The following is a 25321-nucleotide window of genomic DNA, read 5'->3' as shown; positions in this document are numbered from 1 at the left end:
CAGCCATGAAGATCCTGCACACCTCCGACTGGCACGTGGGAAAGGTGCTCAAGGGGCAGTCCCGGGCCGACGAGCACAAGGCCGTGCTGGCCGGGGTGATCGAGATCGCCCGTGCCGAACAGCCGGATCTGGTGATCGTCGCCGGTGACCTCTACGACACCGCCGCGCCCAGCTCGGAGGCGACCCGCCTGGTCACCAGGGCGTTGACGGCGCTACGGCGGACCGGCGCGGACGTGGTGGCGATCGGCGGCAACCACGACAACGGCCCGGCGCTGGACGCGCTGCGCCCGTGGGCCGATGCCGCCGGCATCACCCTGCGGGGCGGGGTGCGGGAAAACCCGGACGAGCACGTCATCGACGGCACCACCGCCGGTGGCGAGCGGTGGCGGTTGGCCGCGTTGCCGTTCCTGTCCCAGCGGTACGCGGTGCGCGCGTTGGAGATGTACGAGCTGACCGCCGCGGAGACCAACCAGACGTACGCCGACCACCTGGGCCGGGTGCTGGGGCGACTGACCGAGGGTTTCACCGAACCGGACCGGGTGCACCTGGTCACCGCGCATCTGACGGTGACCGGCGCGGCCACCGGTGGTGGCGAGCGCGACGCGCACACCGTGTTGGGCTACGCCGTTCCGGCCACCGTCTTCCCGGCCACCGCGCACTACGTGGCGCTGGGTCACCTGCACCGGGCGCAGCGGGTCGCGGGCCCCTGCCCGGTGAGGTACAGCGGCAGTCCCCTCGCTGTGGACTTCGGTGAGCAGGAGAACATCCCCTCGGTGACGATGGTCGAGGTGACGGCCAGCACCGCCGCCCGGGTGCGGGAGGTGCCGGTGACGGCGGCGAGCGCGCTGCGCACGGTGCGGGGCACCCTGGCCCAGCTCGCCGAGATCGAGGCACCGGACGCGTGGCTGCGGGTGTACGTGCGGGAGCAGCCCCGCGCCGGCCTGCGCGAGGAAATTCAGGAGCTGCTCCCCCGGGCCCTGGAGATCCGGATCGACCCGGAGCTGTTGGCCGCGCCGGGGAGCGGCGCTCGCATCGCCCAGCGTTCGGGGCGTTCGCCCCGGGAGTTGTTCGCCGACTACCTGGACAGCCGGGGCCACGCCGACGAGGGTGTCCGGGAGCTCTTCGACGAGCTTTTCGAGGAGGTCGAGCACTGATGCGTCCGATGCGGTTGGACATGGCCGGGTTCACGGTCTTCCGGGACGAGACCACAGTCGACTTCACCGACGCCGACTTCTTCGCGCTGATCGGCCCGACCGGTTCGGGCAAGTCGACAGTGCTGGACGCGATCTGCTTCGCCCTCTACGGCATGGTGCCCCGCTGGGGTGGCGCCCGAGGGTTGGCGAACGCGCTCGCGCCGTCGGCGACCGAGGCGCGGGTGCGGTTGGTCTTCGAGTCCGGCGGCGCCCGTTACGTGGCGACCCGGGTGGTCCGCCGGGACGGCCGGGGCAACGTGAAGACCGCGAACGCCGGGTTGCAGCTGATGCCGGCCGGCTTCGACGTGACAAAACTGGACACCGGGTTGAGCCCGGACGACCTCGGCGAGGTGGTGGCCGGCACTCCCGCCGAGATGGAGCAGGCGGTGCTGGAGGCGGTCGGGCTGCCGTACGAGCAGTTCACCAGCTGTGTGGTGCTGCCACAGGGGCAGTTCGCCGACTTCCTGCACGCCAAGCCGGCGACGCGGCAACAGATCCTGGTCAACCTGCTGGGCCTCGGCGTCTACGAGGACGTGCAGAAGAAGGCGACGGCGCGCGCCGCGCAGGCAGAGGCCCGGCTGGAGGCGGTCGACCAGGTGCTCGCCGGGTTGACCGGCGTGGACGACGAGGCGTTGGCCGAGGCCGACGCCCGGGTGGAGCGGATGGCCGAGCTGGCGGCCGCGGTGGCCGAGGCGGTGCCGGAGCTGGCGGCTGCCCGGGTCACCGCACGGGAGGCCGCGGGGGCACTGACCGCGCTGGACGACGAGCTGACCGTGCTGACCGGGGTGCGTGCGCCCGCTGGGGTAGCCGAGGTCGCTCGCGCGGTCGCCGCGGCGCGGGCCGACGCCGAGGCCGCGGCGAACGGGGTGTCGCTGGCCGAGGAGCGGGAGGACAAGCTGCGCGGCGAGCTGGCCGCCGCCGGTGACGAGAGCGCGCTGCGACTGCAACTGCGGGCGTACGACGATCGGGATCGGCTGTCCGGCGAGGCCGACACGGTCCGGGCGACGGTGCGCGCGGCGAATGAGGAGCATGCCGCCGCGGTGGCGGCGTTGGCCGCCGCACGGGTGGCCGCCGAGCGGGCCGACGCCGAGCTGGAGGCGGCCTTCCGGGCGCACGAGGAGGCGAAGGCCACCGACCTGGCGGTGAGCCTGCGGGTGCACCTGCATGCCGGTGCGGCGTGCCCGGTGTGCGAGCAGCCGGTGGCCGAGGTGCCCGCGGTGCCGGCCGATTCGGCGGTGGCCGCCGCGACGGCGGCGGGCAAGGCCGCGCGGGCAGCTACCAAGGCCGCGCAGGCGACCGTTCAGGAGCGGGACACGGCGGCGCGGGAGCTGGAGCGGCTGCTGGTGCAGGCGCGAGCCAGGCAGGAGCAGATGGAGACCCGGCTGGCCGAGCTGGACGGGCAGCTCTCCGGCGCGGCCGAGCCGGCCGTGCTGCGGCGGGAGTTGGCCGAGCACGCCCGGTTGCGGCGCGCGCTGGAGGAGGCGGCAACCGCGGTCCGGGCCGGCCGCGAGACCGCTCGGCAGGCTCGGGCCGGGGTGGACGCCGCCGAGGAGCGGCTGCGGGCGGCGTGGCGGGCCTTCGACACCGCCCGTGACGGGTTGGCCCGGTTCGGCCCACCGGCGACCGACCGGGACGACGTGGCTGCCGCGTGGGCGGCGCTGACCGGTTGGGCGACCACCGAGGCGGACCGCCGCCGTGCCGAGCGGGCCGGTCGGGCCGCCGCCGTGGCGGAGGCCGAGTCGGTGGCCGACGGGGTGCAGCGGGCCATCGCGGGCATCTTCGCCGCCGCCGACGTGCCGGTCGGGGACGACCCGGTGCACGCGGCGACAGTGGCGGTGGAGCGGGCCGACGCCGACCGGCGGCGGCTGCACGAGCGTCGCGAGCAGGCCGGGACGTTGCGCGAGCAGCGGGCGGGGCACGAGCGGGAGGCGCAGGTGGCGCGTGCGCTCGCCGGGCACCTGCGGGCCAACAACTTCGAGCGGTGGTTGCTGGCCGAGGCGTTGGACCTGCTGGTCGACGGCGCGTCGGGGATCCTGCGGGAGTTGTCCTCCGGGCAGTACGAGCTGGTGCACGACAAGGGCGAGTTCGTGGTGGTCGACCACCACGACGCGGGGCTGCGTCGCGGCGTGCGCACCCTCTCCGGGGGTGAGACGTTCCAGGCGTCGCTGGCGCTGGCGTTGGCGCTCTCCGAGCAGTTGGCGGGGATGTCCACCACGGCGGCGAGCCTGGAGTCGATCGTCCTGGACGAGGGTTTCGGCACGCTCGACGCCGCCACCCTGGACACGGTGGCGGCGACACTGGAAAACCTGGCGGCCCGGGGCGATCGGATGGTCGGGGTGGTCACCCACGTGCCGGCGTTGGCCGAGCGGATCCCGGTCCGCTTCGAGGTGCGCAAGGATGCCCGGTCCGCGCGCGTGGAGCGGACGGGCCGGTGAGTGACGCCGCGTTCTTCGTGGATTCGTGGGATCCGGCGTACGGGGCGTCCTTCGAGGCGTCCGCCGCCGGGCCGGCCGCGCCGAGCAGCGCCCAGGTCGACGCGGATGTGGAGTTGCCCGCCGTGGACTGGCGGGCGATCGGGGTACGCCCCGGGGTGCGGGCACCCGACGTGGTGTTGCTGGTCGACGGGGTTCGCCGCATCGACGCGAGCATCTGGACGGCGGAGACCGACGGCCTGTCGTTCCCCGGGTTGGCCGCCTCGTACGCGGCCGGGGTGGTCCGGTGTGACCTGGGGCGGGGTGCGGCGCAGTTGGCGGGCACCCGGGTCGGTCGGGGCCTGTTCACCGCGAGCCCGTCGGCGCAGGATGTGGTGGCGGGTGCGATCCGTTACCCGGTGCACCGGGTGGGTGGCACCGGTGAGCTGGCGAAGCTGCCGGCCGCCGTGCAGGGCCCGCTGACCGCGTTGGAGGTGGCGGTGTCCGACGCCGCCCGCGTCGACGGTGACCTGTTGGTGGTGGACGGCCCGCTGCGCAGTCGTCGGCAGTTGCCGCGCACCCTGGGCTACATCAAGACGCAGCACAGTCAGTACCTGGATGCCCGGCTGACCGCGGTGGTGACGGGTATGGCGTCGGGTGAGCGCTCCCCGGTGTTCCGGCTCGGCACCGCCTGGGGTGGTTGGTCGTGGTATTTGCGGCTGCCGGTGGCGATCGGCGCGCCGTGGGCGGGCGTCGTTCGGGTGGAGTGCTCCGCCGACCTGCCCGTCGAGGCGGCGATCGAGCTGGCCGACCTGTCGCTGGTGACCCTGCCGCGCTTCGCTTCCACCCCGTACAAGGATCCGCGGGCCCCGCAGAACCTGATCCCGATCGCCGGCCTGGAGCGCCGGCTGCGGGCCCTGCTCGGCGATTCCCGGCTGCTGCACCGTGCGTTGACCGCCGCGGCCCGCGCCGCCCGATGAGCGCGGACACTGGTTCCGATGGGGCGTAAGCGGGCGGGTGACCGGGTGGTCGAGCAGGTGGACACCGGGCTGGCGGAGCTCGTCCCGGCTCCGGACCGGGCCGGCTCGTGGACGCTGCTGCTGGACGGCGCGCCGCAGTCGCACGTCGACCTGACCGATCCCACCCACCTCGAGTTCGAGTACGTGCGGCGGTTGGCCGCCGCCGTGGACCTGATCGCACCAGCCGGTGAGCCGCTGCGGGTGCTGCATCTGGGCGGCGGCGCGCTGACCCTGCCCCGGTACGTCTCCGCCACCCGACCCGGGTCGACCCAGCGGGTGGCCGAGGTGGACGGTGCGTTGGTGGAGCTGGTCCGTCGGGCGTTGCCGTGGCCGTCCGACGCCCGGTTGCGGGTCCGGGTGGAGGACGCCCGGGCGGTGCTGGCGTCCACCCGGGAGGCCAGCTACGACGTGGTGGTCGCCGACGTGTTCGCCGGTGCGCGTACGCCGGCCCACCTCACGTCGGTGGAGTACGCCGCCGAGGTGGCCCGGGTGCTCCGCCCCGCTGGTTGGTACCTGGCGAACCTCGCCGACGGCCCGCCGCTGCGGCACGCCCGTGGGCAGGTCGCCACTGTCCGATCGGTGCTGCCGCAGGCCTGTCTGGTCGGGGACGCGGCGGTGCTGCGTGGGCGCCGGTACGGGAATCTGGTGCTGGTCGCCGGACGGTCCACACCACCGGTGCCGGAGCTGACCAGACGCGCTGCCGGCGACTGGTTCCCCGGCCGGGTGGTGGCCGGCGACGAGCTGGACCGCTTCGTCGGTGGCGCGCAGGTCGTGCGGGACGCCGACGCGACCGGCTCCGATCCACCACCGCCAGGGCTGTTCTCGGTACGGCGCTGACCGTCCACTCGACAGCGGCGGGGAAGTTTTTTCGTCGTTTGTTGATCCGCCGGGGCGGGCGTTGCGTACCACCGGGCGGCCCACCTCGTGGGCCGGCGTTGGTCACGGACATCCCGGAGGTCTGCATGCACGCGGTGGCGGCCGGTTGGCATGGCGACGCGGTACGCGCTGACTGGTTGTCGGCGCGACCCTCGTCACGGTCAACCTCGTCTGCCCGAGGGGTCGACGCGCGGGCGACGCCTCGCCAGAATGGTCCGGTGACGCCGCGACCGGCGCCCGGGCGCCATCAGGCGACGACAACCGAGGCCAGCCACTCCGACCAGTTGATCCGTCAGCTCTATGCCGAACACGCCGGCCCGTTGCTGATGTTCGTCATGCGTCTCACCGGGGGGGACCGGCAGCGCGCGGAGGACATCGTCCAGGAGACGCTGCTGCGGGCCTGGCGCAACGCGCACCGCCTGGGCACCCAGGGCCAGGGTTCGCTGCGGCCGTGGTTGGTCACGGTGGCCCGCCGCATAGCCATCGACGAGCACCGCAGCCAGGAGGCCCGGCCGCCGGAGACGTACGACCGGGACCTCACCGCGTTCGCCGAGGCGGACAGCACCGACCGGGTGCTACGCACCATGACGGTGGCGGACGCGCTGCGTACGCTCAGTCAGTCGCACCGGGAGATCCTGATCTCGACGTACTTCCGGGGGCGGACGGTGCCGGAGGCCGCCGAGGAGTTGGGCCTGCCGCTCGGCACCGCCAAGTCGAGGGTCTACTACGCGCTGCGCGCGCTGCGCACGGCTCTGCAGGAGCGGGGGGTGACAGAATGAGCCGGCCGGACCACATGGACGTCGCGGCGTACGCGCTCGGTGTGCTCGACGAGCAGGACACTGAGCGGTTCGAGGAGCATCTCGCCACCTGCTGGGCGTGCGCGGCCGAGTTGGAGACGATGGTGCCGGTCGTCGGGCTGCTCTCCGACATCGACGGCGAGACGATGATGGCGCTGGAGCAGACGGCGACCGACCCGGCACTGCTGGACCGGACACTCGGCGCGGTCCGGGCCGACCGGCGGCGTACCCGGTTTCGTCACATGCTCGCGACGGCCGCCGCGGTGGTGGTCTTCGGCGGTTTGACCGGGTACGGCTTCGTCAGCGTGACCGGCAGCGAGCAACCGCCGGGAGTGCTCGCCGGGTCGACCCCGAGCGCGCCCAACGACCCGCCGACGAGCGTGCCGACGGCCGCGCCGAGCGGCCCGGGTGTGGGCGGCACCGAGGTGGAGGGCGACCAGGTCGAGGCGACCGACCCGACCACCGGTGTGCAGACCACCATGTTCCTGGTGACCAAGGACTACGGCACCCGGATCAATTTCAGCCTGCGGAAGCTGCCCGGCCCACGCGTCTGCCGACTGGTGGTGGTACGCAAGAACGCCACCACCGAGGTCATCTCGACCTGGTCGGTCCCGGAGGGCGGCTATGGCACCAACAACCGGCCGCAGGGTCTCGAACTGAGCGCCTCGACGTCGGCTCTGCCGAAGGACATCAAGCAGCTCCAGGTGCAGTCGGTGGATGCCAACGGCGTGGCGAGTCCGCTGGTCACCGTACCCATGTAAGCGCGCCTACCGCATCGGCGCCGGTCATTGTCACAATGACCGGCGCCGATCTGTCGTCACACAAAGGGTCCCTCGCGGGGGCGTACGCACGGCGGCCGAAAACGGTTCAATCGGTTTACGTGAAATTGACCACTGTTACTACTTCAACCTTGACAGCCCGCCCGCCGTACCTATGGGTGAACTGTCAAGAATGAGGAGGGCACGTGGCACAGATGAAGCGGACCGTCATCGTCGCGAGCGCGATGGTCGCACTAACGGCCTGCGCTCCCGCAGGTTACGACGGGGCGAACTCGAGCGCGGCCGAGCCGGTCGCCGTCGCCGCGGCCGAGCCCACCGCGACGGTTGAACCTGAGGCCTCGGCCTCCCCGGAGGCGCCCGCCGCCGACGCCCCGCCCGCGGACGTCGACCTGACCGAGAAGTTGGTCGGCAAGAGTGTCGCCCGGATGGGCAAGGTCGTGACCGACCAGGACGGCTGGATCCTGTACCGCTTCGACAAGGACACCGCCGACCCGCCGTCGTCGAACTGTGTCGACAAGTGCGCCGAGGTGTGGCCTCCGGCACTGACCGACGGCAACCCGGAGCTCACCGGCGTCTCGGACGACAAGGTCGGCAGCGTGACCCGGCAGGACGGCACCCGTCAGCTCACCGTCGGCGGCTGGCCGGTCTACCGCTACATCGGTGACAAGAAGCCCGGCCAGTGGAAGGGCCAGGCTGTCGGTGGCACCTGGTTCGTGGTCCAGCCGGACGGCAAGAAGAACCTGAGCTGCCTGCCCAAGGGCACGCCGAAGGCGGTCGCACCGCCGGCGGACAGCGGCTCGAACGACGCTGGCGGCTCGGGCTACTCGTACTGAGCCTGGTCGCCCACGAGGGCACGGTGGTCGGTCGTCGCCGGGGAGGGCGCGACCGGCCACCGTCGTGCTGAGGGACCTTCGGGGATCAGCGGCATCAGCCGTCCCAACGGCGGCGCCAACGTTCGGCAACAGGAGGGCACCGCCCACCGCCCTCGTTCCGGTACTCTTCCGGCCGCCGCGGCTGCGCGGCGACCCACGGAGGGAACCAATCTTGACCACACTCATCGCCCTCTTCGTGGCCGTCGTGCCCGGGGCGCTGCTCGGTTTCGCCCTTCCGCCGGGGCGGTACCGCTGGGTTGCCTGGGCGGCCGCCCCCGCCCTGACCCTCGGCCTGATCGCGCTGGCGATGGCCTGGCTGCCCGCGCTCGGGCTGCCCGACAGCGCCTCGGCGGTGCTCGTCGCGGAGCTGCTCGTGGCCGGCGCCGCGGTCGCGCTCTCCCGGCTGCTCTCCCGACGCAAGGCCGCTGACCAGCAGCCAACCGCCGAGCGCGACGCCGACGACACCAACGGCGACCACCGCCGCTCAAAGGTGTCGCGCTTCCGGATCCGGCCGGTCCGGCCGGTCCTGCCGCGCCGCGCCGACCTGATCGCCGTCGCCGTGCCGTCGGCGGTGAGCCTGGCGTACGGCTGGGCGATGGTAGGGAGACTCGTCGCCACTCCCGGCTGGGACGCGATGAACCACGGGTACATGGCGAGGCGCATTCTGGACACGAACAGCGTCGACATTCCCTCGGTGTGCAGTTCGGGTTCGACCGACACGGTCACCTCCTGCGAGTTCTATCCGCTGGCGGAGAACGTCGCCTGGGCGCAGGCGACCCACCTGTCCGGCGGGTTGCTGAGCACGACGATGACCGCGTGGGCGATCGTCATCGGGCCGCTCGCCCTGGTGGCCGGCATCTACGCCGCCGTCCGGATCCTCCGCGGGGGACCGGTGATCGCGGCCGCCGCCGCCACCGCTCCGGCCTTCCTCGGCCCGATGTGGACCTCACTGATCACCGGTCGGGTCAACGAGCAGACCGCTCCCTGTCTGGCCGGTGGCGTCGCCCTGCTGCTCGCACTCTCCCTGCGCGGCCCACATCCGGTACGGCTCGGCCTGCTGGCCGGCCTCGGGGGCGCCGGCATCGTGATGATGCACTCGTACGACGTCCTCTTCGTCGGCGTGCTCGCGCTCGGTTTCCTCCTGGTGGTGCCGGGGGCCCTGACCTGGCGCCGCAGCGGGGCGGGCATCGGCGCGGCGGCGGTCGCGGGCCTCGTCCCGATCCTGCCCCTGATCGGCGTCATCCTGGGCGCCGGCGGTGAGCGGATCACCGAGCCGCCCGAACTGCTCGGCCAGTGGGGCAAGGCGATCGAATACTGGGTCACCGATCCGCAACGCTACGTGCTGTGGGGCTTCCCGGGGCCGGGCAACAACACCCAGCTCGACGGGCTGGCCGTTCAGGTCGGCGTCTGGATCGTCATCGCCTGCCTGCTCGCGTCTCCCCTGTCGCTGGTGCTGCCGCAGGTGCGCTGGGCCCGCCCGTGGTTGCTGGCCGGCGTCCTGTTCACGCTCCTGGGGATCTGGACCGTCGCGTCGGGCTCGTCGGCCGCACAGGCCCTGGCCGGCCTCTGGTACGGCGACGCCGAACGACCCCGTTCGATGATCTTCCCGGTGTACGGGGTGCTCACAGTGGCGGGCGCGACCGTCATCGGGTTGGGAGTCCAGTGGCTGCTCGTGCGGTTCGTCGCCCGTGCCGGGACGCTGCGCGGATCCGCTGTCCCCGCAGCGGTCGCGGCCTCGGTCGTGGTGGCGAGTCTGGCGTCGCTCGCCCTGGTGCCCGACACGTGGCGCCCGCTGCGGAAGACGATGGTGCAGCGGGCGCCGGTCGGGCAGGAGTACACCCGGACTTTCGAGTGGCTGGCCGAGCACACGCCGCCGGGCAAGGTGGTCGCGTACGACCGGCACCGGCAGTTCATGTCCTGGGCCCACGCCGACTACGGCGTCCCGACGCTGTTCGGGATCCCACCGCTGGAGAAGGTGGGCCGGGACAACTACACGGACCGGTGGCGGGCGTTCACCTGGTTGGTCAACCAGAAGGGGCCGAAGAACCAGGGCTGCACGGTACGCCGGTTCGGTATCGAGTACGTCGTGGTGGGCGGCCGCGACTACAAGGGCTGGCAGGCGAACTACAAGCAGAAGCGGCTCGACGACAGCAAACGGGTGACCCTGGTCCACCGGGAGGGCCACGTGCGGATCTACCAGGTCACCGATGCGGGGCGGGCCTGTTCGTCCGCGCAGTGACATTTCGCCGTCGGCACCGACGGTACGTCGTGAATGGTAAATGCACTATTTGTCGGATGTAATCCGAACGGACAGTTACCCCGAGGTGAGGAGAGGGTGTTCCGGTGGAGATCGCACTGATACCTTTCCGCTGCGCGACCGGCGAGGTGAGGCGGCCGCCCATGCGGCATGCCCGCACAGGCGATGGGACGACGCCGACCGCTCGCCGGTCGACGACAGGAAACGGGGGCAAGGCGTGGAACGCAGGGTGATCGTTGCCCTTCCGCGGTCGGAACGGAGTGGCCCGGCCCGCCCGCGCCGCCGGATCGCGAGGGACGCGCGTACGCGTCGGAACGGCGGTCGAGCATGATGCTGCGCCCCCACCGGGTGGTGCCGAAGGCGTACCGGGACAAGCTCATCCAGCTCGTGCCGCCTCAGCGGCAGCTCTGGCTCGTCCGTCGGTTGACCCAGGTCACCGCCGCCCGCCGATCCCGGACCGCGCCCGGTGAGGTGCGTCAGGTCCGGGATGTCGACGGCCACCGGGTGCAGGCACGGGTGGTGGAGGAGGCGACGCCGCTGGCCCTCCGGCAGCGCAACCTGGACCTGGTCACCCGGGCGTTCGACAAGGCCGGGATCGACGGTTTCCACGTGCGGCACGCCGACGACCTGCGCAGCGCGATCGCCGTGCCGCGCAAGCACCGGGTGAAGGTGCTCAAGGTGCTCGCCCGGGCCACATCGGCCGACGGGGTCACCCTGCGTTTCGTCGACTCCGGCCGCCGCGAGGTCAGCGCCAGCCACCGTGACGCCATCGCGCAGGTCTTCCACGCGGTCACCGACCCCTTCGGTCACACCGTCCTCGGCAGCGCCTTCGCCTGCGAGGTCGAGTTCTGGCGCACGGTCTCGCCGCAGGAGAAGCCCGAGGCGGACCTCGTAGCGCCGCGCGGCAACCAGGTCGCCACTGCCGTACCGGAGACGGGCGAAACGATCCGCGTCCCGGCGTCCCAGCTCAGCCGCTTCGTGCCGGCCGGTGGGCCGGCCACCTACCGCACCCGTTCCGAGTTCGCCGGCCTGGGCCACGAGCACATCACCTTCCCGATCGACCTCGTCTACACCTGGGTCGACGGTGACGACAGCGACTGGCAGGCCCGGAAGAACGCGGCCCTGCGCGAGCACGGGCAGGCCGAGATCAATCTGGTCGGCGCGCACTCCTCCCGCTACGCCAGCCGCGACGAGCTGCGGTATTCACTGCGCTCCGTGGTGTCGTTCGCGCCGTGGGTCCGGCAGATCTACCTGGTGACCGACGATCAGGTCCCGCCGTGGCTGGACGTCGAGCACCCGACCGTGCGGGTGGTGCGCCACCGAGAGATCTTCGGTGACACCGGCCAGCTGCCGACCTTCAACTCGCACGCCATCGAGTCCCGGTTGCACCTCATCCCGGGCCTCAGCGAGCACTTCATCTACGTCAACGACGACATGTTCTTCGGGCGCCCGCTGCTCCCCACCACGTTCTTCCACGCCAACGGCATCGCGAAGTTCTTTCCGTCGCCGGCCCAGTTGGACGTCGGCCCGGCGACCGTCTACGACGCACCGGTGACCGCGGCCGGCAAGAACAACCGCCGGCACATCGAGGAACGGTTCGGACGCACCATCACGCAGAAGATGCGGCACGTCCCCTACCCGCTGCGCAGAAGCGTGCTGGAGGACATCGAGCGGCACCTGCCGGCCGAGGTGGTGGGCACCGCCGGGCATCAGTTCCGGCATCCGAAAGATCTCTCGATCCCGTCCTCGTTGCAGCACTACTGGTCGTTCTTCTCCGGTCAGGCGGTGCCCGGGTCGATCCGCTACACGTACGCCGACCTGGCCGACCCGTCCACCCCGGTGAAGCTGGCCAACCTGCTGGCCCGGCGGCACTGTGACGTGTTCTGCCTCAACGACACCGACTCGGGCGAGGTCCTCCTCTCCGAGCAACTCGCCATGCTGACCGACTTCCTTTCGGCGTACTTCCCATTCCGGGCGCCGTTCGAGCTCACAGCCGAGGTCGAGGCGGAGCGGGCGAGGATGACGGCGACGGCGCGGGCCGCGACGTACCTTCCGGAGGCCGCCGTGGTCGCCGGTGAGCAGGCCCTTGCGGCGGGCGGGGCCGACGGGACGACCGACGAACCCGAGTGGGTCCGGTGAACCCGGCCAACCGGATGGCACAACCCCGCCTGCTTCAGGCGATGCACGGTGCCCGCCGTCGCGCCGGTCTGGTCACCGACCGGCTCGTCGAGCGGGTCACCCGCCTGCGGCACGACCCGGTGGCTGGGCTGCCGTCGGCCGACTGCGACTTCTTCGCCGTCCTCGACGGGCGCACGCTGCACGTGCACGCGGTGCTGCCGGCCGACACCGAACCGACCGACCGGGCCGCAATCTTCTTCGTCCGCGACGGCGAAACGCTCCGCTGCCCGGCGAGGGTCGGGCGGGAGGCCGGTCGGCTCGCCGTGGAGGCGGTGGCCCGTCTCGGTGACTCCACCGACGAGATTGCGCTGGGCAAAGGCACCTGGTCGATGGGGCTCGCGGTGGACGCCGGCCCGGCGGGTGAACGTCGCTTCTCCCTGACGGTCGAGGAGACCCCGGACCGGGACGGACCGACAGTGGGCAACCCGCCGCACCCGGTGTCCGGCTGGTCGTACCGGCCGGGGCGCAGCGGCGACGGGCTCGCACAGCTCACCGTCACCGGCGCGCGCGCCAGGGCCGAGGTGGTCCAGCTCGCGACCGGCCACGCTGAGGCCCGGATCCGGGCCCGGCTCGTCGGCGTACGGGCGCAGGACGCTCCGGCGATCGTCTTCACGCCGCGGGGCGGTGGCACCGACGTGGTCGTGCCCATCACGCTGGTCGGCGACGACTTCGAGTTCGTCGTACCCCTCGCCGACCTGGCGCCGGACCAGCTGGGCGAGGAGGTCATCTGGGAAGCGTGGGTGCGCACCTCCGCCACCCGCGTGGTCCGGCTCGGTCGGTTCCTGCACGACCTCACCGACCCGCGTACGGTCCTCCGCGTCAGCCGGGCCGTTCTGCCGCTCGACGGCGACCAGTTCGCTGGTTACCGCCCGTACTACACCCCAGCCGGCAATTTGGCGGTGGCCTGCCTCCGCTTCACACGTTTCACGGGGACCCCGAGTTGAAGATCACATTTCTCCTGCTGACCGCAGATGCCATGGGCGGCACGGAGCGCGCCATCCTCACGCAGGCCGACCACCTCGCGCGACGTCACACGGTCGAAGTGATCAGCGTCTACCGCACCAGCGACGAGGGCTTCTTCCAGGCCGACGAGCGGGTACGGATGCGGTACCTCGTCGACCTGACCGGCCCGGCCCCGCGGCCGATCCGCCCGACGAACGTCGACGACGAGGCGTACGCGGCGCTGTACCGCAGCCCGAGCCGGTTGATGCCGGCCCGGTGGGAGAAGCAGGGCAGCCGCCTGGCCGACCTGGAGATCGACCGGGCGCTGCGGTCGCTCGACACCGACGTGCTCGTCTCCTCCTCGCCGGCGCTGATGGCCATGGCCACCACACTGGCGCCGCCCTCCGTGGTCACGGTGCACCAGGAGCACCGGCCGTCGCAGTTGCGGGGCGGAACCGGCGAGCCGCTGTTCCAGTTCGCCCCGCGACTGGACGCGCTGGTGGTGCTGACCGACCGCACCCGGGACTGGTTCGTCGACACCTTCGCCTCGTCCTGCCCGCGGATCGAGGTCATCCAGAACAGCATCCCCGACGGGTTCCGTCCTCGGTCCACCCTCCGCAACCCGGTGGTGAGCGTGGCGGGCCGGATGGTGCCGGAGAAGCGCATCGACCACGCCATCCGCGCCTTCCGCACAGTCGCCGACACGTACCCGGAGTGGACGCTGCGGATCTTCGGCGACGGCCCGCTGCTCGGGGAGATGCGCGGCCTCGCCGCCGACCTCGGCCTGAGCGACAACGTGCAGGTGCTCGGACCGACCAACCGGATGGTCGAGGAGTGGTCGAAGACCAGTATCGCGCTGCTCTCCTCGCGCGACGGTGAGGCACTGCCGTTGGTGCTGCTGGAGGCGTTCGCGGCCGGCGTGCCGGCGGTGGCGTACGACATCCAGACCGGCCCGGCCGAGATCATCACCCACGGCGCGAATGGCTTCCTGGTCAGCTCGGGCGACATCGACGGTCTGGCCGACGCGATGATGAAGCTCATCGCGGATGATCGGCTGCGGGAGGACTTCGGTGCCAGTGCCCTGCGCGCCGCCGAGGACTACCGCATCGACCCGATCATGCACCGCTGGGAACAGCTCTACGCGGACCTGATCGCGGGGCGGGCCGAGGGCGAGCAGGCGCGTGCCGACCGGCTCGCGGCGTGGATCGGGCGCACCGGCGGAGCCGGCTTCGCTCCCGCCGCTCCCCGTCCCGCTCATGTCACGAGCGGGTTGGACGTGGCGACCGTCGAGGCGCGCATCCAGGAGACCGTCTCTGGGCTGGTCCGCTCCGGCGGTCGCCTCAGCATCGTCCGGGACAACCTGACACCCGCCGACGCCGCCCACGAAAACTTCACAGCGGTGACCGATCTCCTCTGGCGCCATGGCATCTCCTACTGGGTGGCGCGCGACCACGGCGTCCGATACCGGGTGGTGGTCGCCCCGGAGCATCGTGACGCGGTCTTCGCCGCCTTCGCGGAGGAGTTCTCCGCCGCGCCCTTCTACGCCGAGACCCTCACCACGGGCGCCAAGGTCACGGCCGTGACCCTCGCCGCGTGCCTCACCAGCGAGAGTCAGGCCGCCGAGGCCATCGGCCTGCGGCTGTTCCGGCCGGTGGTGTCGTCGTCGCGGACCCTCCGGTACGGGCCAGCGCTCGGCTGTGACGTCGAGTTCTGGACCCCGTCCCAGGACGGCTCGGCGCTGGTCGCCACTCGTCCCACGCTGGTCGGCCCCAGCGTCCCGGTGGCGGCCATGACACCGGCCACCCTGACCGTGCGGGGTCGGGAGCATCCCACCATCGAGCCCTTCACCCACCGACTCGTATCCGATCTGGACTTCCCGGTCGACGTCGTCTACACCTGGGTGGACGGCGACGACCCGCAGTGGCGCGCGGCCAAGGACCGGGTCCTCGCGGAGCTGGGGCGGGAGCCACTCGCTGCGGCGGACGGATCAGCTCGTTTCCGGGACCGCGACGAACTGCGCTACTCGCTGCGCTCCATCGACATGTACGCGCCGTGGGTCCGCAACATCTACGTGGTGACGGCGGGGCAGACCCCGACCTGGCTCGACACCGACCACCCCCGGGTCTCCGTCGTCGACCACCGCGAGCTGTTCGGGGGACGCGGCACCCTGCCGACGTTCAACTCACACGCCATCGAGTCGCAACTGCACCACATCGACGGCCTCGCCGAGCACTTCATCTACTTCAACGACGACTTCTTCCTGGGCCGCCCGGTCCGGCAGACGCTGTTCTTCGACCCGACCGGCCTGGCGAAGTTCTTCCTGTCGCCGACACCGATCCCGATGCTCGACGTCGCCGCGGAGGACGACTACAACTTCAGCGCGGCCAAGAACAACCGCCAGCTGATCCGGAGCGCGTTCGGTCGTACGCTGACCCATGGCCTGCTGCACGCGCCATACGCGATGACCCGCAGCGTCGCCAACGACCTGGATCGACAGTTCCCCGACGACGTGAAGCTCACCGCCACGTCCCAGCTACGGTCCCACTCGGACGTCTCGGTCGCGTCCTCGCTGCACCACTACGTCGGCTACCTCACCGGGCGGTCCGTGCCGGGCAGCATCCGGATGAGCTACGTCAACACCGGCGAGCCGTCGGAGCACCCGCAGCTGACCCAGATCATGACGACCCGGAGCTACGACTCGTTCTGCCTGAACGACACTCACCACGGTCACCTGGACGCGGCGGAGCAGGGCCGGATCGTCATGACCTTCCTCGAGAGCTACTTCCCCGTGGCCAGTCAGTTCGAGCGAGGCAGCATCCGCAACCGGGCCCGCTGAGCGGAGCCCTGTCGAGGTTCCCGCTCAGCGGGAACCTCGACTTCGGGTCTACCGCGGCGGCAGGTCTGGTCCCGGGCGGGGATCCTCCGTCTGGTGCGCGGCATGCCGGCCGGAGGCGATGCGGCCCGAGGGTAGCGTCGGCGCGTCCAGCCGCGGTCCTACCCGGGGTTTGTGCACCACTGCCGAGTCCGCATGCCGGCCGACCCGAAGTGCGGGGGTCGTCGGCGCGTCCAACTGCCTACCGCGCCGGTCGGCGCCGCGAGCCTGTCGCCACAGGTCGGTGGCCCCGAGCTTCCGGCGTTCGGCGATCACGTCGTCGGGCAGCTCGAACGGGGCCGGGAAGGGCAGGTAGCGCGGCAGGAAGTCGGCCAGCATGCTCTCCTGCTCCTGGAACGTATTCGGGTCCGAGTCGGTGTCGTTGAGGCAGAAGACGTCACGGTGCCGACGAGCGAGCAGCTCGGTGAGGCGGGCGGGCGTCGAGGGGTGACCGAGGTCGGCGTACTCGTACTCGATGTCCCCGGGGACCGCCTGTGCGGTCAGGTACGCCCAGTACTGGTGCAGCGACGACGGGATCGAGAGGTCGCCGTAGTGGCGGAAGCGGTGCTGGGCGGTCGCCGTCACGTCCGCCTGCAGAGTGACCTCGATCTGGCGCATGATGCTGCGCCGGAGTGCGAACGGCGTGTGCTTCATCTTCTGGGTGATCGTGACGCCGAACTGCCGCTGGATGTGCCGGCGGTTGTTCTTTCCGGCAGCCTTCACCGGCGCGTCGGTCGGCTTCGCCTCACCCAGCCCGAACTGCGCCGGTGACAGGAAGAACTTCGCGATCCCGTTGGCGTGGAAGAAGTGCGTCGGCAGCAGTGGCCGGCCCAGGAAGACGTCGTCGTTGAGGTAGAGGAAGTGTTCGGCCAGACCGTCGATGCGATGCAGCCGGGCCTCGATGGCGTGGGAGTTGAACGACGACTGACCGCCGAGGTCGGCGAAGAGCTCGGCGTGCGACACGACGGTGACCATCGGGTGGGTCGGGTCGAGCCAGCTGGGCAACTGACTGTCGGTGATCAGGAATATCCGGCGTAGCCACGGTGCGAAGCTGTGCAGCGAACGCATCGAATACCGCAGCTCGTCGCGGTTGTGGTAGCGCGACGTGTTCGCCGCGATCGCGTGCAGCGGACCATCGGGGGTGCCGAGTGCTGCCATCTTCCGCTTCAACCACTCCGGGTCCGAACCGTCCACCCAGGTGTACACGGCGTCGATCGGAAAGCCCACCCGGTCGGGGGCGCGAACGGTGAGATCCCGCCGGGTGCGGTACGTGTGGTCGTCCGCCTCGGGCACGAAGTGGCTGAGCAGCGCGGCGGCGACCCGGACCGGCTCCGCCCCCACGGGCGCCTCGTCGATCACCGCGTTGTGCCGGGGGGCGCGGACCACGTCGTCGTGTCGCGTCCAGAACTCGACCTCGCAGGCGAACTGCGCGCCGAGAACCACACCCGCTCGGGCGTCGGTCGTCGGGAACCAGATCTGGAACACCTCTGCCGGCGCCGCCTCCGGCTGATCTCGGCCAGGCAGCACCTCGACGACCCGGACGTGCGCGCCCTCCAGCGCGGGCGCCGACCGTACCAGCCGACTGACGGCGGCACGGTGGTCGTCGAGAACCGCCACCGAGCTGCGGAGGAAGTCATCGTTACGCAGGCAGTGGTAGTCGATTCCGGCCGACTCCAGGGCGGTCGTGACCGCCGTCAGGTTGCGGTGCCACACCTCCAACGGCGTGGCCGTGGCGACCACCTCGGCCCGGGTACGGACCCCGCCGTCAGGCACCGCCACCCGGGCACCCAGCGGGTGGACAGTGCCGCCCCCGCGCGGCCCGGAGAGGGTACGCACGACCCCCAGCCGTCGGTGCGCGGGAAGCAGGTTGACCAGTCGGCGCCGCACAGGTGGGGGCAGCGCGCGGTAGATCCGTAGGGCGATCATGCGGGTGGCCGTTCTGACCGGACGTTCACTCGCGCAGCCATCACCGCATGCCTTTCCACAGCTCCCCGTTACGCTGCGCGACGAGCTGGGCAGGGTCGAGGCGCATGCAGCTACTGCCGCGGATCACCGACCACCACCCAACCCCGGGCCTGCCCGTTCCGGACGGGTATAGCCACCGCAGGTGAGCCCGTAGCAGCATCTTCACCTACTGGTCACCAAACAACCACACGACCGATGTCCCGCCCACCGACAATCGTCACATATGATAGTCTTGCACTATTTCGCCCAATTAATTCTGTCCGTTCGGATGGCACGAATGCGGCACAACGGTGGACCGATGATGTCTTCCCGCTGCTGCCGGATCCGGCCGCGCACCGGTATACCGGCTACCAGTGCCGCCTCGGTGCCTGGCACAGTGGCGGGGTGACCGCCACGGAGCCCGCCGCGACCAGGGTGCTGCACCCGCCGGTCGGCTACCGGCTCACCGCCTCGGTCCGCGCGCTCACCTTCAGCCCGTACGACCCGTGCGCCCGGGTGGCGGCCGGCACCTTCTGGTGGGCCACCCGCACCCCCGACGGTCCGGCGACGCTCGCGCTGCGACCGGCTGGCGGCGAGTTGCTCGCCGAGGGGTACGGGCCCGGCGCCGAGCACGTCCTCGCCCGCGCCGACGCGATCGCCGGGCTGCGCGACGACCTGACCGGCTTCACCGAACTGGCTGCGGCGCACCCGTTGGTCGCCCGGCTCGCCCGGGAGCACCGGGGCCTCCGGATGCCCGCCACCGGGGAGGTCTTCCCCCGACTGCTGCGCGCGGTCTTCGAGCAGAAGGTCACCGGCAAGGAGGCCTACCGGGCGTACGCGGCGATGGTGCGGCACTTCCGGGAGCCGGCTCCCGGCCCGTTGCAGCCGCTGCTCCTGCCGCCGGAGGCAGCCACCGTGGCCGCGGCCCCGTACTGGGTGTTCCACCCGTTCGGGGTGGAGCAGCGCCGAGCCGACACGCTCCGGCGCGCCGCCGCGATGGCCGACCGCCTGGAGCGCAGCACCGACGCCAACGACGCCACCCGCCGGCTGACCGCGATCCCCGGCATCGGGCCGTGGACGGCCGCCGAGGTGGTCCGGATCGCGTACGGGGACCCGGACGCGGTCAGCGTCGGCGACTACCACATCCCGAACACGGTGGCCTGGGCGCTCGCCGGCGAACCGCGTGGCGACGACACCCGGATGATGGCCCTGCTGGAGCCGTTCAGAGGTCACCGGGGCCGGGTGTGTCTGCTGTTGGAGGCGGCCGGCATCCGGGCTCCGAAGTACGGCCCGCGCGCCCCGATCCGCTCGTTCGCCCGCTTCTGAGTCTCGCCGGCGCCACGGCGGTCAGCGACCGGCGCAGAGCCGACGCAGGGTACGGCCGAGCCACCAGGCGTACGCGTGCTGCACGGCCCGAACCGCCGGCCCTCCAGTGCGGGTGAACCAGCGGTCCGGGAGGCTGAACGCGCGGACCTCGAACCAGACCGCGCCGGTGTCGTCGCGGACGACCTCGAACGCCTCCTCACCCCGCTCCGGGTGCCCGGGCAGGGTGCCGTAGCCGAAACCGGCGAGCGTGGGCGAGTCCACGCTCCAGACCACCTGGCACGGCCCCCAGAGGCGGGCCGGGCCGACGCCGAGGCCGGCGGTCACCAGCACACCGTCGGTGGCCCGCGGCGCGTCGGTGCGCATCCGGACGCCGGCGGCACGGTGCAGCCGCCAGCTCAGCACCGCGTCGGCGGCGGTGTCGAAGCAGCCGCCGGGCAACGGATACCGGTGGCGCAGGTGGTGGTACCCGCCAGGCAGCGGCCCGCGCCGGGTCGACCCCACCTCCGGGTACGTCAGCTCGGCCACCGTTGCCCCCTCGACCTCGACCGGACACGGGCCAGGGTACGGCCGGTGCGGTCGGGTCGCCCGTCGATGGCCACGGCGGCTGTGGTGTGCTGCCCGGATGAACGCAGAGGCGAGCATCGTCCCGGCCGGTGTCGTGGACGCCGGCGAGATCCTCACCGTGCAGCGGGCCGCGTACCTCAGCGAGGCGCAGCACTACACCGATCCGTTCCTGCCTCCGCTGACCGAGACGTTGGACGAGGTCGCGGCGGTGCTGGCCGGCCCGAGCATCGTGCTCGCCGCCCGGTTGGGCCACCGGCTGGTCGGTTCGGTGCGGGCCCACCTGGACGGGGACACCGCGCACGTCGGCCGCCTCTCGGTCGCCCCGGACCAGCAGGGGCGGGGTGTAGGGGCGCAACTGCTCACCGCCGTCGAGCGGGCCTGCGCCGGCCGGGCGGCCCGGTTCACCCTGTTCACCGGCGCGGACAGCGCGCGCAACCTGCGGCTGTACCAGCGGCACGGCTACCGGATCGTCGCGCACCGCCCGGACCCGAACGGCATCTCGTTGGCCGTGCTGGAGAAGCCGGCCGTCAGCCCCGCTCGCAGCGACGCCTGAGCCCGTCGGCCTCCATCCGCACGTAGCGGCGGAACAGCCCGCCGTACAGCCAGCCGATCAGGCCGGCCAGCGGGCCGGACTGGTTGATGACCAGCTCGACGCGGGTACGCCCGTCGGGCAGCGGCAGCAGCCGGTGCTCCCCCGTGGTCCGCACACCCGGCGCGTCGGAGGCCCAGACGAACTCCCGCCGCTCGGTCAGCTCGGTGACCCGCCACACCGCCGGCCGCAGCTTCGGCTGGGTCAGTCGTGCGGTGGCGCCGACGGTCAGCGGCCCCGGCTCCCCCCGCTCGGCCCGGGTCACCGAGGCCGTCCATTCGGGCCAGCGGGGCACGTCGACCAGCACCGCCCAGACCTGCTCGGCATCCGCGGCGATCTCGGTGTCGGCCTCGAACCGCATGTCGTCTCCTCCCCGGCGGCACCGTTCGGCACCGCCAGGGATCCGGACGAGGCCGCCGGGAGCATTGTGACACCGAGGCTCGATCCCGTCCGTCCCTCCTCAGTGGAGGCGGACCGGGCCTGGCACCCGCTGGTTCCCGGCCGCGCACACCGCACGCCGCCGCCGCGCGCGGATCAGGCGGCCTCGCGCAGGTCGGCCAGGGTGAGCGGGGTACGCCGCCGCAGCAGCTCCTCCAGCTCGGGTACCGAGCCGACCTCGCCGAGCACGTTCCGGCCGCCGCCGAACCGCTCCGGGTAGCGGCGGGTCAGCCGGAAGCGGTAGCGGCCCCGGATCAGCTCGACGCTCACCCGCCACCGCCCGCAGCAGTCACAGACCCACTCGGACACCTCGCGAAAGTAGCTCCGACCTGGGGTTATTCGATTCGCCCGGCGGGGACGAGCGGCGCGTAGGCGGACACGCCGCCCCGCCATCCACGGTGATCTGCCTCACGACTGTCGGCACCGTCTGATTGACTGGTCGGCGTGGACCTGCCGATCAACCCGCCGGTCGAGCCGATGCTGGCCAAGAGCGTTCCCAAACTGCCCACCACGCCCGGGGTGACCTACGAGCCCAAGTGGGACGGGTTCCGGTGCATCGTGTTCCGCGACGGCGACGAGGTCGAGTTGGCCAGCCGGGGCGGCAAGTCGATGACCCGCTACTTCCCCGAGGTGGTCGAGCAGGCCCGCCGGCAGCTGCCGGAGCGGTGCGCGGTCGACGGGGAGTTGATCGTGATTCGGCGCGACGGGCCGAGCGGCCAGCCCCGGCTGGATTTCGAGCTGCTGGCCCAGCGGGTCCACCCGGCCGCGTCCCGGGTGAAGATGCTGGCCGAGACCACCCCGGCCGACTTCGTCGCGTTCGACCTGCTGGCGATCGGTGACGAGGCCCTGCTCGACCAGCCCTACCCGCGCCGCCGGGAGCGGCTGGTGGAAGCGCTGGCCGGGGTGCGCCCGCCGGTGCACGTCACCCAGGTCACCACCGACCCGGACACCGCGCGGCGCTGGTTCGACGTCTTCGAGGGCGCCGGGCTGGACGGTTTGATCGTCAAGCCGGCCGACCTGCCGTACGAGCCGGGCAAGCGACTGATGTTCAAGGTCAAGCATGCCCGCACCGCGGACGCGGTGGTGGCCGGCTTCCGCTGGCACAAGTCCGGCCCGGTGGTGGGCTCGCTGCTGCTCGGCCTGTACGACGACGACGGGGTCCTGCACCACGTGGGCGTGAGCGCGTCGTTCAGCATGGCCCGCCGCGCCGAGTTGCTCGACGAGCTGGCGCCCTATCGGGACACCGGCGGCGAGCACCCGTGGGTGCACGGCGACCACGAGCGTGGCCAACGCATCCCGGGTGGGGTCAGCCGGTGGACCGGCACGAAGAACCTGGAGTGGGAGCCGGTGCGCCCCGAGTTGGTGGTCGAGGTGGGCTACGACGCCATGGAGGGCGAACGGTTCCGGCACACCGCCCAGTTCGTTCGGTGGCGCCCGGACCGCGACCCCCGATCCTGCCGCTACGACCAGCTCGACCGGCCGATCCGCTTCGACGTGGACCAGGTGCTGCGCGGCGACCCGACGGCCACCGTGGACCGAGCCGCCACCGGCTCGGCGTAGCCTGGCCGTCGACCCGATTCCGGAGGACCACGTGACCCGCACCGCCGACCAGCCTCGAATGGCGACCAGCCGCCGGGTCCGTCGCACTCTGGCCGCCTTCGGCGTCGCCGCGCTACTCACCGCCGGTTGCACGCTGCCGGCGTTCGCACCGCGCACCGAGGTGGAGGGCGCGGCCGCCCCGACCGGCAGCGCACCGAACTGGCGGCCCTGCCCGGAGGTGCCCGACGAGTTGGTCGGGCGGGGCGCACCGAACATGCGCTACGAGTGCACCCGGATCGCGGTGCCCCGCGACTGGGGCACCGGCGGCGGGGCGAGCGCCGGCCCGGGTGCCGGGCAGACCTTCGAGATCGCCCTGCTGCGCGCCCGGTCCACCAAGCAGCGCGACCGGGTGGGCTCGTTGGTGATCAACCCGGGCGGCCCAGGCGGTTCCGGTGTCGACACCGCCGTCTACCTCTCGTTCGGCCCCCAGTTCGGCGGGTTGCCGGCCTCGATCACCGAGCGCTTCGACATCGTCGGCTTCGACCCGCGCGGGGTTTCCCGGTCCAGCCCGGTGAAGTGCATCTCCGACGCCGACCTGGACGCCAGCTTCGGCTTCGACCCGGATCCGGCGAGCCAGTCGGCATTCGACGGCTTCGTCGGCCTGAGCCAGCGGATCGGGCGCGGTTGCGGCGACCGCTACGGCGACCAGTTGCCGTTGTACGGCACCGAGCAGGCCGCCCGCGACATGGACGCGGTTCGCGCCGCGGTGGGCGACGACAAGCTCACCTACCTGGGCTACTCGTACGGCACCCTGCTCGGTGCCACGTACGCCCAGCTCTACCCACAGCGGGTGCGGGCGCTGGTGCTCGACGGTGCGGTCGATCCGCAGCAGCGGCTGGTCGAGGGCTCGGAGAGCCAGGCCCGTGGCTTCGAACGGGCCTTCACCAACTTCACCCGCTGGTGCGCGGCGAACGCCGGCCGCTGCCCGATCGCCCCGGACGCCCGCGCCGCGGTCACCTCGGCCATCGACAAGGCCAAGGTCTCCCCGGTACGCGGCGCCGACGGGCGGGAGGCCACCGCCGGCTGGGTGTTCTACGCCGTCATCTCCTCGCTCTACACCGAATCCGGCTGGCAGGAGCTGGCCCAGGCGATCGAGAAGCTCGCCGAGGGCGACCCGAAGGACGTGTTCCGGCTCGCCGACGCGTACGCCGGCCGGGAGGACGACGGGCACTACTCGAACCTGTTCGACGCCAACCTGGCCATCAACTGCGCCGACGAGACGGAGAAGCCGAGCCGGGAGCAGATCCGACAGTTGCAGTCCGAGTGGCGCGGGAAATACCCGTTGTTCGGGCCGGCGTTGGCGGTCGGCATGCTGAGCTGCGTCGAGTGGCCGGGCGGGCGTGACCCGTACCCGACCGGGAAGGCGAACGGCGCGCCGCCGATCGTGGTGGTCGGCACCACCGGCGACCCGGCGACGCCGTACGAGCAGACGCCGCGGCTCGCGTCGATGCTGGGTGTCGGTCGGGTGCTGACCTGGGAGGGCGAGGGGCACACCGCCTACCCGCAGACGTCCTGCATCACCAACGCGGTCGACGCCTACCTGATCGACCTGACCGTGCCACCGGAGGGGCAGCGCTGCCCGGCCCGCTGACGGGCTGGGTGGGCGGCAGTGGGGGCAGATTGATCCCCTGCCGGGTGGCCAACTCCTCCAGCAGCGCCCGCATCCGGCGCACGTCGGCTTTGAGCTGCTCCTGCTCCTCATGCTCGAAGGCGTCGTCGTCGACGATGAGCCGGCTCGCGAAGTGCGCGGTGATCAGCGGGATGACCAGCAGCACCATGGTCGAGATGAGCAGCGCGGCCAGTGTGCGGCCCGCCCAGGTGGTCGGCGAGATGTCGCCGTATCCGACGGTGGAGGCGGTCACCACCGCCCACCAGACGGCGTCGGCCGGGCTGCGCTGCTCGACCTCCCCGTAGATGACCCCGGCCACCACGATCATCAACAGGTACGAGGTGATCAGCGTGCGGGGCGAGTTCGCGAACCACACCAACGCCCGGTATATCCAGCGGAACGGCAGTAGCACTAGCTCCATGCCGCCCCATGCTGCCCCTCGTCCGCAACCGACACAGACCCATTCACCGGTTTCGGTGTGCCAGGATCGCCAGCATGAGCGACGTGATCTACCGGGAGGCGGTCCGGGCCGACCTGCCCGCCGTCATCGCCCTGCTCGCCGACGACGTCCTGGGCAAGGCGCGCGACTTCACCGAGGTCGACGATGCGTACGAGAGGGCGTTCACGGCCATCGACGCGGACCCGCGTAACCAGCTGATCGTGGCCGAGCAGGCCGGCGAACTGGTCGGCTGCCTGCAGATCACCTACATCCCCGGCCTGGGCCGGCACGGCAGCGAGCGCTCGCTGATCGAGTCGGTCCGGGTCCGCTCCGACCGGCGTGGCCAGGGGCTGGGCCGACAGCTGATGACCTGGGCGGTCGACCAGGCTCGCGAGCGTGGCTGCGCGCTGGTGCAGCTCACCACCGACAAGACCCGCGAGGACGCGCACCGCTTCTACCTGGGCCTCGGCTTCGTGGCCAGCCACGAGGGCATGAAGCTCGCGCTCTGACCCGGCGTCGCGTTCGCCCGGCGGGGTAGTGGGAGTCGCCCAGCCCACCCGCCTCCCACCCGCCGCAGGCGGGAGGCGTGGGACAGCGTCGGGCAGCAGTTCGCTGGC

General features: G+C 72.0%; 21 protein-coding genes. 16 read left to right on the top strand and 5 right to left on the bottom strand.

The window, feature by feature from the left end:
• Positions 1 to 5 precede the first annotated feature (5 nt).
• The 11 genes from ACFYP0_RS25130 to ACFYP0_RS25080 all read left to right on the top strand — a co-directional run bounded on the left by ACFYP0_RS25130 (position 6) and on the right by ACFYP0_RS25080 (position 16160).
• On the top strand, positions 6 to 1154 hold the full coding sequence (locus ACFYP0_RS25130) for an exonuclease SbcCD subunit D (RefSeq protein WP_112675573.1): 1149 nt from the start codon (positions 6 to 8) through the stop codon (positions 1152 to 1154).
• Entirely contained in the window at positions 1154 to 3628 is a 2475-nt protein-coding gene (locus ACFYP0_RS25125) for an SMC family ATPase (RefSeq protein ID WP_355499208.1), read from the top strand. Before ACFYP0_RS25130 ends, ACFYP0_RS25125 begins: the two co-directional genes overlap by 1 nt.
• On the top strand, positions 3625 to 4584 hold the full coding sequence (locus ACFYP0_RS25120; protein ID WP_091400698.1) for a hypothetical protein: 960 nt from the start codon (positions 3625 to 3627) through the stop codon (positions 4582 to 4584). The genes ACFYP0_RS25125 and ACFYP0_RS25120 overlap by 4 nt, the downstream gene beginning before the upstream one ends.
• A gap of 18 nt (positions 4585 to 4602) precedes the next feature.
• Positions 4603 to 5460, top strand: a complete 858-nt coding sequence (locus ACFYP0_RS25115) for a spermidine synthase (protein WP_355499211.1) — start codon at positions 4603 to 4605, stop codon at positions 5458 to 5460.
• A gap of 125 nt (positions 5461 to 5585) precedes the next feature.
• Positions 5586 to 6278: a sigma-70 family RNA polymerase sigma factor gene (locus ACFYP0_RS25110; protein WP_091400696.1), complete on the top strand. Its 693-nt coding sequence runs from the start codon at positions 5586 to 5588 to the stop codon at positions 6276 to 6278.
• Positions 6275 to 7057, top strand: coding sequence for an anti-sigma factor family protein (locus tag ACFYP0_RS25105; protein WP_124858796.1), 783 nt, complete (start codon positions 6275 to 6277; stop codon positions 7055 to 7057). The genes ACFYP0_RS25110 and ACFYP0_RS25105 overlap by 4 nt, the downstream gene beginning before the upstream one ends.
• Before the next feature lie 203 nt (positions 7058 to 7260).
• Positions 7261 to 7908, top strand: a complete 648-nt coding sequence (locus tag ACFYP0_RS25100) for a hypothetical protein (protein ID WP_124858797.1) — start codon at positions 7261 to 7263, stop codon at positions 7906 to 7908.
• 211 nt (positions 7909 to 8119) lie between these two features.
• Entirely contained in the window at positions 8120 to 10186 is a 2067-nt protein-coding gene (locus ACFYP0_RS25095; RefSeq protein ID WP_355499216.1) for a DUF6541 family protein, read from the top strand.
• 345 nt (positions 10187 to 10531) lie between these two features.
• The gene (locus tag ACFYP0_RS25090; RefSeq protein WP_355499219.1) at positions 10532 to 12343 is read left to right on the top strand and encodes a stealth conserved region 3 domain-containing protein; all 1812 of its coding nucleotides are present in this window, start codon (positions 10532 to 10534) and stop codon (positions 12341 to 12343) included.
• Between the two features lie 14 nt (positions 12344 to 12357).
• Positions 12358 to 13326, top strand: a complete 969-nt coding sequence (locus ACFYP0_RS25085; RefSeq protein ID WP_355499221.1) for a hypothetical protein — start codon at positions 12358 to 12360, stop codon at positions 13324 to 13326.
• A complete protein-coding gene (locus tag ACFYP0_RS25080) occupies positions 13323 to 16160 on the top strand; it encodes a stealth conserved region 3 domain-containing protein (RefSeq protein ID WP_355499224.1) in 2838 nt (945 codons plus the stop codon). Before ACFYP0_RS25085 ends, ACFYP0_RS25080 begins: the two co-directional genes overlap by 4 nt.
• Before the next feature lie 48 nt (positions 16161 to 16208).
• Here the strand turns inward: ACFYP0_RS25080 and ACFYP0_RS25075 are convergent, their stop codons facing one another.
• The gene (locus tag ACFYP0_RS25075) at positions 16209 to 18122 is read right to left on the bottom strand and encodes a stealth family protein (protein WP_355499226.1); all 1914 of its coding nucleotides are present in this window, start codon (positions 18120 to 18122) and stop codon (positions 16209 to 16211) included.
• A gap of 423 nt (positions 18123 to 18545) precedes the next feature.
• On the opposite strand from ACFYP0_RS25075, the gene ACFYP0_RS25070 reads away from it, so the two are divergent.
• Positions 18546 to 19466, top strand: a complete 921-nt coding sequence (locus ACFYP0_RS25070; RefSeq protein ID WP_355499229.1) for a DNA-3-methyladenine glycosylase family protein — start codon at positions 18546 to 18548, stop codon at positions 19464 to 19466.
• A 21-nt stretch (positions 19467 to 19487) separates the two neighbouring features.
• Here the strand turns inward: ACFYP0_RS25070 and ACFYP0_RS25065 are convergent, their stop codons facing one another.
• A complete protein-coding gene (locus tag ACFYP0_RS25065) occupies positions 19488 to 19991 on the bottom strand; it encodes a DUF1990 family protein (protein WP_355499232.1) in 504 nt (167 codons plus the stop codon).
• A gap of 97 nt (positions 19992 to 20088) precedes the next feature.
• Here ACFYP0_RS25065 and ACFYP0_RS25060 point away from each other — a divergent pair, with 97 nt between their 5' ends.
• Positions 20089 to 20583: a GNAT family N-acetyltransferase gene (locus tag ACFYP0_RS25060; RefSeq protein WP_124858804.1), complete on the top strand. Its 495-nt coding sequence runs from the start codon at positions 20089 to 20091 to the stop codon at positions 20581 to 20583.
• Here the strand turns inward: ACFYP0_RS25060 and ACFYP0_RS25055 are convergent.
• Entirely contained in the window at positions 20558 to 20980 is a 423-nt protein-coding gene (locus tag ACFYP0_RS25055) for an SRPBCC family protein (protein WP_124858805.1), read from the bottom strand. The two genes, ACFYP0_RS25060 and ACFYP0_RS25055, sit on opposite strands and share 26 nt — an antisense overlap.
• Positions 20981 to 21153: 173 nt before the next feature.
• Positions 21154 to 21366 (bottom strand): hypothetical protein, encoded by a 213-nt coding sequence (locus tag ACFYP0_RS25050; RefSeq protein ID WP_124858806.1) that lies wholly within the window; start codon positions 21364 to 21366, stop codon positions 21154 to 21156.
• Positions 21367 to 21501: 135 nt separating this feature from the next.
• Between ACFYP0_RS25050 and ACFYP0_RS25045 the strand changes: the two genes are divergently transcribed.
• A complete protein-coding gene (locus tag ACFYP0_RS25045) occupies positions 21502 to 22617 on the top strand; it encodes an ATP-dependent DNA ligase (protein WP_355499236.1) in 1116 nt (371 codons plus the stop codon).
• 58 nt (positions 22618 to 22675) lie between these two features.
• Complete coding sequence (locus ACFYP0_RS25040) at positions 22676 to 24247, top strand: alpha/beta hydrolase (RefSeq protein ID WP_355499443.1); 1572 nt, start codon at positions 22676 to 22678, stop codon at positions 24245 to 24247.
• Here the strand turns inward: ACFYP0_RS25040 and ACFYP0_RS25035 are convergent.
• The gene (locus ACFYP0_RS25035; protein ID WP_355499239.1) at positions 24174 to 24686 is read right to left on the bottom strand and encodes a potassium channel family protein; all 513 of its coding nucleotides are present in this window, start codon (positions 24684 to 24686) and stop codon (positions 24174 to 24176) included. The genes ACFYP0_RS25040 and ACFYP0_RS25035 overlap by 74 nt on opposite strands.
• 74 nt (positions 24687 to 24760) lie before the next feature.
• On the opposite strand from ACFYP0_RS25035, the gene ACFYP0_RS25030 reads away from it, so the two are divergent.
• Positions 24761 to 25213, top strand: coding sequence for a GNAT family N-acetyltransferase (locus ACFYP0_RS25030; protein ID WP_355499242.1), 453 nt, complete (start codon positions 24761 to 24763; stop codon positions 25211 to 25213).
• Positions 25214 to 25321 lie beyond the last annotated feature (108 nt).

Origin of the sequence: Micromonospora arida, from assembly GCF_042873195.1 — a bacterium.
GTDB classification, from domain to species: Bacteria; Actinomycetota; Actinomycetes; order Mycobacteriales; family Micromonosporaceae; genus Micromonospora; species Micromonospora arida.
The sequence above is the reverse complement of the archived record's forward strand: the minus strand, read 5'-3'. Positions and strand labels throughout refer to the sequence as shown.